The sequence below is a fragment of the Rhodanobacter thiooxydans genome (assembly GCF_021545845.1).
GTDB lineage: Bacteria > Pseudomonadota > Gammaproteobacteria > Xanthomonadales > Rhodanobacteraceae > Rhodanobacter.
Window position 1 is genome coordinate 1,768,669 of sequence record NZ_CP088923.1, and the last position, 11,316, is coordinate 1,779,984.

Annotated in this window: 6 protein-coding genes; 1 reads left to right on the forward strand and 5 read right to left on the reverse strand. The window is 66.7% G+C overall.

The annotated features are described in order from the left end of the window. Positions 1-10 precede the first annotated feature (10 nt). The 3 genes from metH to LRK53_RS07925 all read right to left on the reverse strand — a co-directional run bounded on the left by metH (position 11) and on the right by LRK53_RS07925 (position 4,922). On the reverse strand, positions 11-2,710 hold the full coding sequence (gene metH / locus LRK53_RS07915; protein WP_235642607.1) for a methionine synthase: 2,700 nt from the start codon (positions 2,708-2,710) through the stop codon (positions 11-13). A gap of 139 nt (positions 2,711-2,849) precedes the next feature. Continuing rightward, positions 2,850-3,941, reverse strand: a complete 1,092-nt coding sequence (locus tag LRK53_RS07920; protein ID WP_027491377.1) for a homocysteine S-methyltransferase family protein — start codon at positions 3,939-3,941, stop codon at positions 2,850-2,852. Positions 3,942-3,992: 51 nt separating this feature from the next. Next, positions 3,993-4,922, reverse strand: coding sequence for an ArsR/SmtB family transcription factor (locus LRK53_RS07925; RefSeq protein ID WP_027491376.1), 930 nt, complete (start codon positions 4,920-4,922; stop codon positions 3,993-3,995). Between the two features lie 100 nt (positions 4,923-5,022). Between LRK53_RS07925 and LRK53_RS07930 the strand changes: the two genes are divergently transcribed. Next, on the forward strand, positions 5,023-6,216 hold the full coding sequence (locus LRK53_RS07930; RefSeq protein ID WP_425504550.1) for an acyl-CoA dehydrogenase family protein: 1,194 nt from the start codon (positions 5,023-5,025) through the stop codon (positions 6,214-6,216). Between the two features lie 166 nt (positions 6,217-6,382). Here LRK53_RS07930 and LRK53_RS07935 read toward each other — a convergent pair whose 3' ends face one another. Next, positions 6,383-9,631 (reverse strand): efflux RND transporter permease subunit, encoded by a 3,249-nt coding sequence (locus LRK53_RS07935; protein WP_027491374.1) that lies wholly within the window; start codon positions 9,629-9,631, stop codon positions 6,383-6,385. A 12-nt stretch (positions 9,632-9,643) separates the two neighbouring features. Next, positions 9,644-10,837 carry an efflux RND transporter periplasmic adaptor subunit gene (locus LRK53_RS07940; RefSeq protein WP_037088806.1) on the reverse strand — a complete coding sequence of 398 codons (1,194 nt, stop codon included), beginning with the start codon at positions 10,835-10,837 and terminating at the stop codon, positions 9,644-9,646. Between the last annotated feature and the right edge of the window lie 479 nt (positions 10,838-11,316).

Below are 11,316 nucleotides of genomic sequence, written 5' to 3' on the forward strand. Positions count from 1 at the left end.
CGCTGTGCGGCTAGTCCGGGTCGTAGTCGAGGTTGGCGGCGAGCCAGCGTTCCGCTTCGGCAAGCGTCCAGTCCTTGCGGCGGGCGTAGTCGGCGACCTGGTCGCGACCGAGCCGGCCGACCACGAAGTACTGGCTGCCGGGGTGCGAGAAGTACCAGCCGGAGACAGCCGCCGCCGGGTACATCGAAAAGCCTTCGGTAAGTTCGATACCGGCGTTGCGGGTGGCGTCGAGCAGCTTGAACAGCGTCGCCTTCTCGGTGTGGTCGGGGCAGGCGGGGTAGCCGGGGGCGGGGCGCACGCCCTGGTACTGCTCGGCGATCAGCGCCTCGTTGTCCAGTTTTTCGTCGGGCACGAAACCCCAGAACTCCTTGCGCACGCGCTGGTGCATGCGTTCGGCGAAGGCCTCGGCGAAGCGATCGGCCAGGGCTTTGAGGATGATGGCGGAATAGTCGTCATGCTCGGCATGGAAGCGGTCGAGGTGCGGCTCGATGCCGAGGCCCGCGGTAACGGCGAAGCCGCCGATCCAGTCGGGCTTGCCGAACGCCTTCGGCGCGATGAAATCGGCCAGGCACAGGTTGGGGCGTTCCACCGGCTTGTCGGCCTGCTGGCGCAGGTGGTGCAGCCTGGCCAGCGGCTGGGTGCGGGTGTCGTCGGTGTATATCTCCACGTCGTCCATGAGGTTGGCAGCCGGCCAGAAGCCGATCACCGCGCGGGCCTTCAGCCACTTCTCGCCCACGATCTTGTCCAGCATCGCCTGCGCGTCGGCGAACAGCTCGCTGGCCTGCGCGCCGACCACGGCGTCGGTGAGGATGGCCGGGTAGTGGCCGGCCAGTTCCCAGGCCTGGAAGAACGGCGTCCAGTCGATGGTTTCGCGCAGCTCGGCCAGCGGGTAGTCGTCGAACACGGTGATGCCGGGCTGCACCGGTTGCGGCGGGTCGTAGCTGGCCCAGTCGCAGGTGAAGCGGTTGCCGCGCGCGTGTTCCAGCGTCACCAGTTTCTTGCCGGGGCCGCGGTGCTTGTGGCGCTCGCGCACCTCGGCGTACTCGCTGCGCACCTTGGCCAGGAAGCCGTCGACCAGTTCCTTGCTGACCAGCGACTGCGCCACGCCGACCGCGCGTGAGGCGTCCTTCACCCACACGCAGGCGGTTTCGTAGTGCGGCTCGATCTTGATCGCGGTGTGCGCGCGCGAGGTGGTGGCGCCGCCGATCAGCAGCGGGATGCTGAAGTTGCGCCGCGTCATTTCGCGGGCGACGTTGGCCATCTCCTCCAGCGAGGGGGTGATCAGGCCGGAGACGCCGATCATGTCGGCCTTCTCCTCGATCGCGGTGTCGAGGATCTTCTGCGCCGGCACCATCACGCCGAGGTCGACCACCTCGAAGTTGTTGCAGGCGAGCACCACGCCCACGATGTTCTTGCCGATGTCGTGCACGTCGCCCTTGACCGTGGCCATCACGATCTTGCCGTTGGAGCGGCTAGTGTCGCCGCTCTTTTTCTTTTCCTCTTCCATGAAGGGCAGCAGGTAGGCCACCGCCTTCTTCATCACGCGGGCGGATTTGACCACCTGCGGCAGGAACATCTTGCCGGCGCCGAACAGGTCGCCGACCACGTTCATGCCGTCCATCAGCGGGCCTTCGATCACATCCAGCGTGCGCGTGACGCCCTGGCGCACTTCTTCGGTATCTTCCACCACGAACTGGTCGATGCCGTGCACCAGTGCGTGTTCCAGCCGCTTGCGCACCGGCAGTTCGCGCCAGGCCAGCGCGTTGCCGTTGTCCTGGCCGCGCGCGCCCTTCTTGTGCCTCTCGGCGATTTCCATCAGCCGCTCGGTGGCGTCGGCGCGGCGGTTCAGCACCACGTCTTCCACGCGCTCGCGCAGCTCGGGTTCCAGCTCGTCGTAGATCGCCAGCTGACCAGCGTTGACGATGCCCATGTCCATGCCGGCCTGGATGGCGTGGTAGAGGAACACGCTGTGGATCGCCTCGCGCACGCTGTCGTTGCCGCGGAACGAGAACGACACGTTGGAGACGCCGCCGGAGAGGTGCGAATGCGGGAAGCGCTGCTTGAGCAGCTTCGCCGCCTCGATGAAGTTCACCGCGTTATCGGCGTGCTCCTCGATGCCGGTGGCGATCGGGAAGATGTTGGAGTCGAAGATGATGTCTTCGGGCGGGAAACCCACTTCCTCGGTGAGCAGCCTGTACGAGCGCTCGCAGATTTCCAACCGGCGCGCCACGGTGTCGGCCTGGCCGTTCTCGTCGAACGCCATCACCACGGTGGCGGCGCCGTAGCGCAGGATCTTCCGCGCCTGTTCCAGGAACGGGCCCTCGCCTTCCTTCAGCGAGATCGAGTTGACCACGCCCTTGCCCTGCAGGCACTTGAGGCCGGCTTCGATCACGCTCCACTTGGAGGAGTCCACCATCACCGGGATCTTGGCGATGTCCGGCTCGGCGGCGATCAGGTTGAGGAATTTCACCATCGCCGCCTCGGCATCGAGCAGGCCCTCGTCCATGTTCACGTCGAGGATCTGCGCGCCGCTTTCCACCTGCTGGCGGGCCACTTCCACCGCTTCGTCGTAGCGGTCTTCCTTGATCAGCTTCTTGAACTTCGCCGAGCCGGTGACATTGGTGCGTTCGCCGATGTTGACGAACAGCAGGTCGGGCGTGATGACCAGCGGTTCGAGGCCGGACAGGCGGGTGTGGCGGGAAGTGGTCATGCGTTTGCTTTCGCCTTGCTTGTTTTTTGCTCGTCATTCCCGCGCAAGCGGGAATCCAGTTTCGCTTTTACGCACGCGCGCAGGATGGATTCCCGCTTGCGCGGGAATGACGCTCGGGCGGAGGTGAGGACGGGCGCCGTCATGCAGCTTCCTGCACTTCGCCGGGCAGCACCCGCGGCGCGCAGTCGCGCACCGCCTCGGCGATTGCCTTGATGTGCGCTGGCGTGGTGCCGCAGCAGCCGCCCACCAGGTTGAGCAGGCCGTCGCGGGCGAAGCCGGCGATCACCCCGGCCATGTGCTCGGGCGTTTCGTCGTACTCGGCGAACGCGTTGGGTAGGCCGGCGTTCGGGTGGGTGCTGACGTAGCTCTCGGCCAGGTTGGCCAGGGTCTGGAGGTGCGGGCGCAGGTCCTCGGCGCCGAGCGCGCAGTTGAAGCCGACCGACAGCGGCTTCGCGTGGCGCACCGAGTAGTAGAACGCCTCGGCGGTCTGGCCGGAGAGCGTGCGGCCGGAGCGGTCGGTGATGGTGCCGGAGACCATTATCGGCACGCGCGCGCCGCGCTGGTGGAACAGCTCACTCAGCGCGAACAGCGCGGCCTTGGCGTTCAGCGTGTCGAAGATCGTCTCGACCATGATCACGTCGGCGCCGCCGTCGATCAGGCCGCTGGCGGACTCGATGTAATTTGCCGCCAGTTCCTCGAAGGTGACGTTGCGGAAGCCGGGGTCGTTGACGTCCGGCGACAGCGAGGCGGTGCGGCTGGTGGGGCCGAGCACGCCGATCACGAAGCGTGGTTTCTCCGGCGTCCTCGCCGTCATCGCGTCGCAGGCGGCGCGGGCGAGTTTCGCGCCTTCGAGGTTCAACTCGTGCGCCAGATGTTGCAGCTTGTAGTCGGACTGGCTGATGCGGGTGGAGTTGAAGGTGTTGGTCTCGACCAGGTCGGCGCCAGCTTCCAGGTAGGCTTCGTGCACGTCGCGGATGATCTCCGGGCGGGTCAGCGTGAGCAGGTCGTTGTTGCCCTTGAGATCGCAGCTGCCGGGATGATCATGGGCATGGCCCTTGTGCGCGTGGCCGTCGTGGCCATGCTCGAAACGCTCGCCGCGGAAGCCGAGCTCGTCCAGCCCGTGTGCCTGCAGCATGGTGCCCATGCCGCCATCGAGGATCAGGATGCGCTGGCGCAGCGCCTGTTCCAGGGCGGCGACGCGATCGGGATGGAGCCAGGGCAGGGTACTCATCGAACTTCCTTTGGTTGAGCGGTGCAACGGTGTCGGGCGGCGCGGCGGTGTTCAGGCGCGCTTGCGCGCCAGCAGGCTGATCACTTCGAAATGGGGCGCCTTGCGCTCGCGGCTGAGCCGGTTGCAGCTCAGCACGTCGAGGCCGGCGGCACGGGCGTAGCCATCGAGCTGTTCGCCGCTGAAGCCGAGGTTGCGGTGGTCGAACGGCTCCACCGCGGCGCGGTGGTCGTGCTGGCCGAGCGTCACGGCCAGCAGGCGGCCGCCGGGGCGCAGCAGGCGCGCGGCCTCGGCCACCGCCTTGGCCGGGCGTTCGGCGTAGGTCAGCGCGTGCAGCATCAGCACCAGGTCGAAGCGCTGCTGGCCCAGTTCCAGCGCATGCATGTCGCCGCGGACCACGCGCACGTTGGCGAACGCCTTGAGCCGTTTCGCGGCGGCCTCGACCACGCGCTCGCTGGAATCCACGCAAACGATGGAGTGCGCGTGCGGCGCCAGCAGCTCGGCGGTGATGCCGTCGCCGGAGGCGATGTCGAGCACGTCGCCGGTCTCCAGCAGCTGCAGCAACGAACGGGCCAGCGTTTCCCAGGTGCGGCCGGGCGAGTAGTGGCGCTCCATGTCGCCGGCGACGGTGTCGGCCCAGCCTTCCTCGCGGGCACGGTTGGCCAGCACGCCGGGCAGGCGCGCCGCGTCCTCGCGCAGCAGCGCGTCGTCGATGCTGGCGCGCAGCGAGGCGAGCAGGTCGTGCTGGGCTGCGTCGCCCTCGTTGTTGGCGCGGTAGTAGGCGGAAACGCCGGCGCGGCGGTCGCGCACCAGGCCGGCTTCCTTCAGCTTGGCCAGGTGGGTGGACACGCGCGGCTGCGCCAGGTGCAGCACCGCGGCCAGTTCGGCTACGGTGAGCTCCTCGCGTTCGAGCAGGGCCAGCAGGCGCACACGGGTGGGGTCGGCCAACAGGCGCAGCACGCTGGAAGCGGTGGCCAGATCCATCGGTTATCCCTGTATCGCGATACAAAGATGTATAGGCTAGGCCGCGCCTTGCGATACGTCAAGCGCGGGTCGGCGAGTCGGCAGGCCATTTCCCGCTAAAATCGGCGGCTCGATTGCCTCAAGGAGCCCGCCCGTGGATTTCCGTTTTACCGAAGACCAGTTGTCGATCCAGTCGGTTGCCCGTGATTTTGCGCAAAAGCGCATCGTGCCGGTGGCCGCCGAGCTGGACGCAAAGGGCGAGTTCCCGTTGGAGAACATCCGCGAGATGGGCCGGCTCGGCCTGATGGGCATCGAGGTGCCGGAGGCCTACGGCGGCGCGGGCATGGACCCGATCGCCTACGTGCTGGCGATGATCGAGATCGCCGCTGCCGACGCCGCCACCGCGACCGTGATGAGCGTGAACAATTCGCTGTTCTGCAACGGCATCCTCAAGCACGGCAACGAGGAGCAGAAGCAGAAGTACGTGCGCGCGATCGCCACCGGCGAAGCGATCGGCGCCTACGCGCTGACCGAGCCGCAGTCCGGCTCCGACGCCTCGGCCATGCACACCCGCGCCACGAAGAACGCCAACGGCGACTGGGTGATCAACGGCAAGAAGAGCTGGATCACTTCCGGCCCGGTGGCGCGCTACATCGTGCTGTTCGCCATCTCGACGCCGGGCATCGGCGCCAAGGGCGTATCGGCCTTCATCATCGACACCCAGCTGCCGGGCTTCCACGCTGGCAAGACCGAGCCGAAGCTGGGCATCCGTGCTTCGGCCACTTGCGAGATCGAGTTCACCGACTACGTGCTGCCGAAGGAGAACCTGCTGGGCGAGGAGGGCAGGGGCTTCTCGATCGCCATGGGCGTGCTCGACGCCGGCCGCATCGGCATCGCCTCGCAGGCGGTTGGCATCGCCCGCGCCGCGTACGAGGCCACGCTGCAGTGGTCGCGTGACCGCAAGGCGTTCGGCCAGCCGATCGGCAGCTTCCAGATGACGCAGTCGAAGATCGCCGACATGAAGTGCAAGCTGGACGCGGCGACCCTGCTGACCCTGCGCGCGGCCTGGACCAAGGGCGAGACCGAGAAGCACGGCGGCCGCTTCGGCACCGAGGCGGCGGTGGCCAAGCTCACCGCCTCGGAGGCGGCGATGTGGATCGCCCATCAGGCGGTGCAGATCCACGGCGGCATGGGCTATTCGAAGGAGATGCCGCTGGAACGCTACTTCCGCGACGCCAAGATCACCGAGATCTACGAAGGCACCAGCGAGATCCAGCGCATGGTGATCGCGCGGGCGGAGACTGGGTTGCGGTGAGGCTGGGAATAGGGAATCGAAAGAGCGTCGCGGCTCGATGCAACCCGGCTGACTGAGGTCCCGCCGCTTCAGATGGAAACAAAACGCCCCGGCTGATGCCGGGGCGTTTTTTGTCTGGAGCCTGCGTGGCGGGCTCTTCCTATTCCCTATTCCCGATTCCTGGCTCTCACTGCCCGCGTCGCGGATCAGAGTCGAACGTGTGCGGCCCCTGGATGGCCGGATGCTCGTGGCCGTCCAGCTTGTCGCCGAGCAGCCGGCGCACCACCACGTAGAACACCGGGATCAGCAGTACGCCGAGGAAGGTGGCGAACAGCATGCCGCCGATCACGCCGGTGCCGATCGCATGGCGCGCGTTGGCGCCGGCGCCGGTGGAGACGAACAGCGGGAACACGCCGCCGATGAACGCGATCGAGGTCATCAGGATCGGCCGCAGTCGCAGCCGGGCCGCGTCCACCACGGCTTCGCGCAAGGTGCGTCCCTGGCGCTGCTCGATCACCGCGAATTCCACGATCAGGATTGCGTTCTTCGCGGCCAGGCCCATCACCGTGATCACGCCGATCTTGAAATAGATGTCATCGGGGAGGCCGCGCAGCAGGGTGAACACCACCGCGCCGAGGATGCCCAGCGGCACCACCAGCAGCACCGATACCGGGATCGACCAGCTCTCGTACAGCGCGGTCAGGCACAGGAACACGATCACCACCGACAGCACCATCAGCAGGATCGCCGTGTTGCCGGAGAGGATTTCCTGGTACGACTGGCCGGTCCAGTCATAGCCGAAGCCGTGGGGCAGGTCGTCGCTGACGATTTTCTGCATGATGTTCATCGCCTCGCCCGAGGCGTGACCCGGCGCCGGCGAGCCGACGATCTCGACCGCCGAGTAGCCGTTGTAGCGGACCAGCGATGGCGACGCCATCTGCCACTTCGCCTGCACCACGTTGGACAGCGGGATCATCTGCGGGGTGCCGTCGGCATTGGTCCGCGTGCTGGGCGTGAAGATGTGCTGGAATGCCTCCGGGCCCATCCGGTGGGGCGAGTCGGCCTGCATGATCACGCGCTTGACGCGACCGCCGTAGGAGAAGTCGTTGACGTACACCGGCGCCAGCATGAGGCTGATCGCGTTGTAGATGTCGCCCACTGACAGTCCCATCGACAGTGCCTGGGTACGGTCGACGTCAAGGCGCAGTTGCGGCGCGTCCTCCAGCCCGTTCGGGCGCACGCCGACCAGCAGCGGATTCTGGCTGGCCGCACCAAGCAGGGTGTTGCGGGCAGCGGTGAGCGCATCACGCCCGGTGCCGCCGCGGTCCTGCAGGTACATGTCGAAGCCGCCGAACTGGCCCAGGCCCTGCACCGTCGGCACGTTGACGATGAAGATCTGCGCGTCGCGCACCGATTGCACGGCCCCGTTCGCGCGCTGGATGAATTCCGCGGCGGTGACGCCCAGGTCGATCGGCTTGGCCTTGCCCTCCTTGACCAGCTTGTCGTGTTGCTCCTGTGCCGCCTTTTGATCCGGCGCCCAGCCACGCTCACCCCAGGGTTTGAGCCGGATGAAGGACATGCCCACGTTTTCGCCCATGCCGAGGAAGCTGAAGCCCGCGATCTGGACGACGCCATCGACGGCGGGGTCCTGCTTCAACACGGTGAGTATCTGCCTCATGACCGCGTTGGTACGTTGCAGACTGGCACCGGGCGGCAGCTGCACGACCGCCAACGCGAAGCCCTGGTCCTCCTCGGGCAGAAAGCTGCCGGGCAGGCGGGTGTACAGAAAGCCGGTCAGCACGCTGATCAGCACGAACACCATCACCCAGCGCGGCGCGTGGCGCACGGCGCTGCCGATGTGGCCGGTGTAGGTGTGGGTGATCTTCCCGAACGCGGTGTTGAACCAGCGGAACACGAAGTTTTTCTTCTCTTCGTGGACCGGCGTCAGGAAGCTGGCGCACAGCGCCGGCGTGAACGACAGCGCGAGGAAGGCGGAGAACGCCACCGACATCGCGATGGTCAGCGCGAACTGCTTGTAGATCACGCCCGCGGCACCCGGCTGGAATGACGACGGCACGAACACCGCGATCAGCACCACGGTGATGCCGACCACGGCGCCGGTGATCTGGCCCATTGCCTTCTTGGTGGCCTCCTTCGGCGACAGGCCATCCTCGGTCATGATGCGTTCGACGTTCTCGATCACCACGATCGCGTCGTCGACCACGATGCCGATCGCCAGCACCATGCCGAACAGGGTCAGCTGGTTGATGGTGAAGCCGAGCAGCAGCATGCCGATGAAGGTGCCGAGCAGGGCCACCGGGATCACCAGGGTGGGAATGATGGTGGCGCGGATGTTCTGCAGGAAGATCAGCATCACCAGGAACACGAGGACGATCGCCTCGATCAGCGTATGCACCACCTCGTTGACCGACACCTTGACGAAGGTGGTCGAGTCGTACGGAGTGAACCAGCTGACGCCCTGCGGGAAGCTGCCTGCCAGCTCGTCCATCTTGCCGTGCACCGCGGTGGCCACGTCCAGCGCGTTGGCGCCGGGCAGTAGCTGGATCGCGAACGCCGCCACCGGCAAGCCGTTGTAGGTGGTGTTGAAGCCGTACACGCCGGCGCCGAAGCTGACCCAGGCCACGTCGCCGAGCTTGACCGTGGTGCCGTCGTTGTTGGCGCGCAGGATGATGTTCTCGAACTGCTCTGGCGTGGTGAAGCGGCCCTCGGTAGCCACGGTGACGCTGATGCCCTGGCCGTTCGCCGCCGGGTCGGAACCCAGCGAGCCGGCCGCGAACTGCACGTTCTGCGCGGTGACCGCGGCCAGCGCCTGGCTGGCCGACAGGCCGTAGCCCTGCAGCTTGTCCGGGTCCAGCCAGATGCGCATGGCGTATTCGCCGCCGAACTGCTGGGTGCTGCCGACGCCGGGCACGCGCGCGATCTGGTCGAGCACCTGCGACGCCACGATGTCGTTGAGGCGGGCGCGGTCGATCGCCGGGTTGTCCGAACGCAGCGCGACCACCTCGAGGAAGCCGGTGTTGGCCTTGGCCACCACCACACCCTGCTTGGTCACCTCGGAGGGCAGGCGCGGCGTAGCCAGCGAAACCTTGTTCTGCACCTGCACCTGGGCGATGTCCGGGTTGGTGCCGTTCTCGAAGGTCAGCGTGATGCTGGCGCGGCCGCTGGAACTGGACGAGGAGCTGAAGTACAGCAGGTGATCGATGCCGGTCAGCTGTTGCTCGATCACCTGGGTGACGTTCTTCTCGGTGGTATCCGCGCTGGCGCCCGGGTAGACGGCGTTGACCACGACCGACGGCGGGGCGACCGAAGGGTATGACTCCACGCCCAGGTTGAGGATGGACAGTACGCCGCCCAGCGCGATCAGGATGGCTACCACCCACGCGAAGATCGGGCGGTCGATGAAGAAACTTGGCATGGTCGGGCTCCGTTACTTGGCGTTCGGGGCGGCGCCCGGAGCACTGGCGGTGACGGATCCGTTGGTGGTCGCCGGCTTCCACGGAGTGGACTTGGCCGGCGCGCCGTCCTTCACTTTCTGCAATCCGGACACGATGATCTGGTCGCCGGCGGCGAGGCCGTCGCTGACGACCCAGTTGCCGTCGCGCATGTCGGTGGTGGTGACGCTCTTGCGCTTGACGTTGCCGTCCTTGCCGATCGTCATCACATAGGTGCCGCCGGTGTCGCGCTGCACCGCCTGCTGCGGAACAATGAACACGTTGTGCTGCTGGCCGAGGTTGGCCTTCAGCGTCACGTACATGCCCGGCAGCAGGCTGTGTTTCGGGTTCGGCACCACCGCGCGCAGGTTGACCGCGCCGGTGGCCGGGTTGACCGCGATGTCGGAGAAGTCCAGCACGCCCGGTTCGCCATAGGCGCTGCCGTCGGGCAGGGCGATCTGCACGCTGGCCTTGTCCTGTTCGGTCAGGGTGACGTTGCCGCTGCTCTGCGCGCGGCGCATCTGATCCATTGAATCCACGCTCATGGTGAAGTTCACGTACATCGGGTCGACCTGATCGACCGTGGTGAGCAACGTGGCCTCGCCATTGCCGACCAGCGCGCCCTCGGTGACCTGCTGCTGGCCGGCACGACCGGCGATCGGCGCACTGACGCTGGCGTAGCCGAGGTTGATGCGCGCGGTCTGCACGTTCGCCTGCGCGGCCTGCACGGCGGCGGCGGCGGTGCGCTCGGCGGCCAGGGCGTTGTCCAGATCCGACCTGGACACGTAGCCCTTGGGCGCCAGCTCGTGCACGCGCGCGGCGGTGATCTTGTTGTTGGTCCAGGTGGCCTGGGCCTGCGCCAGTGAGGCCTGGGCAGCGTTCAGCGTGGCCTTCAGCGGGGCCGGGTCGATCTGGAACAGTAGCTGGCCCTGCTTGACGTTGGTGCCTTCGCTGTACGCGCGCTTGAGCAGCACGCCGGCCACGCGGGCGCGCACGTCGGCGCTGCGATAGGCCGACAGCCGGCCGACCAGGTTCCTGGTCAGCGGCGAGTTTTGTGGCTGCACCTGGATCACGCCGACTTCCGGCGGCGGCATTTTTTGCGGCGGCCCCTGTTCCTTGCCTTTGCCGCAGGCGGCCAGCGCCAACAGGCTCAGGCACAGCAAGGGTGTGCTCAGTGATGAGGACTTCATGGAAACTCCAGAACTTGTTGGAACGGGGATAGGGGGTGACGTCGGATGCATGGCCGGATCCCGTAGACGGGATACAGCAAAGCGTTCGACGTGTCCTGTGTCATAGGTTGGCGCGATGGGGAGTTGTCGTGCCTCGAAGCGGCATCTGCTCCGCAAAGCGCTGCGCAAAACGGTGTGGACTCAGACTATACCGACCAGTTTACATTTTATGGAGACCGCGAATCCAGCCATTGACAGGGGGCATGACGGTCTGGACACGTGCTGGGGCAAGCGGACCGACCGGCGCTGCCGGAGTCATCACGCCGGCTTGCCGGACAACGCAGTTTTTCGCGGTGCGTCGATTGCCGCGGTGCACTTCGCGGCACCGTGGACATCGCTCGCGGCCGGGCGCGAAACCATGCGCGCGTGCATGGCCGCGACGGGGTGCGCGGCTGGATTCGCCTTATCCCGCGGCGTATCCTTCCAAGGCTTTATACCCG

What these genes read in the sequence shown, in the direction of transcription:
- LRK53_RS07940 (WP_037088806.1), bottom strand. Translation starts at nt 10,837, where the DNA reads ATGAAGTCCTCATCACTGAGCACACCCTTGCTGTGCCTGAGCCTGTTG.
- LRK53_RS07920 (WP_027491377.1), bottom strand. Translation starts at nt 3,941, where the DNA reads ATGAGTACCCTGCCCTGGCTCCATCCCGATCGCGTCGCCGCCCTGGAA.
- LRK53_RS07925 (WP_027491376.1), bottom strand. Translation starts at nt 4,922, where the DNA reads ATGGATCTGGCCACCGCTTCCAGCGTGCTGCGCCTGTTGGCCGACCCC.
- LRK53_RS07935 (WP_027491374.1), bottom strand. Translation starts at nt 9,631, where the DNA reads ATGCCAAGTTTCTTCATCGACCGCCCGATCTTCGCGTGGGTGGTAGCC.
- metH (WP_235642607.1), bottom strand. Translation starts at nt 2,710, where the DNA reads ATGACCACTTCCCGCCACACCCGCCTGTCCGGCCTCGAACCGCTGGTC.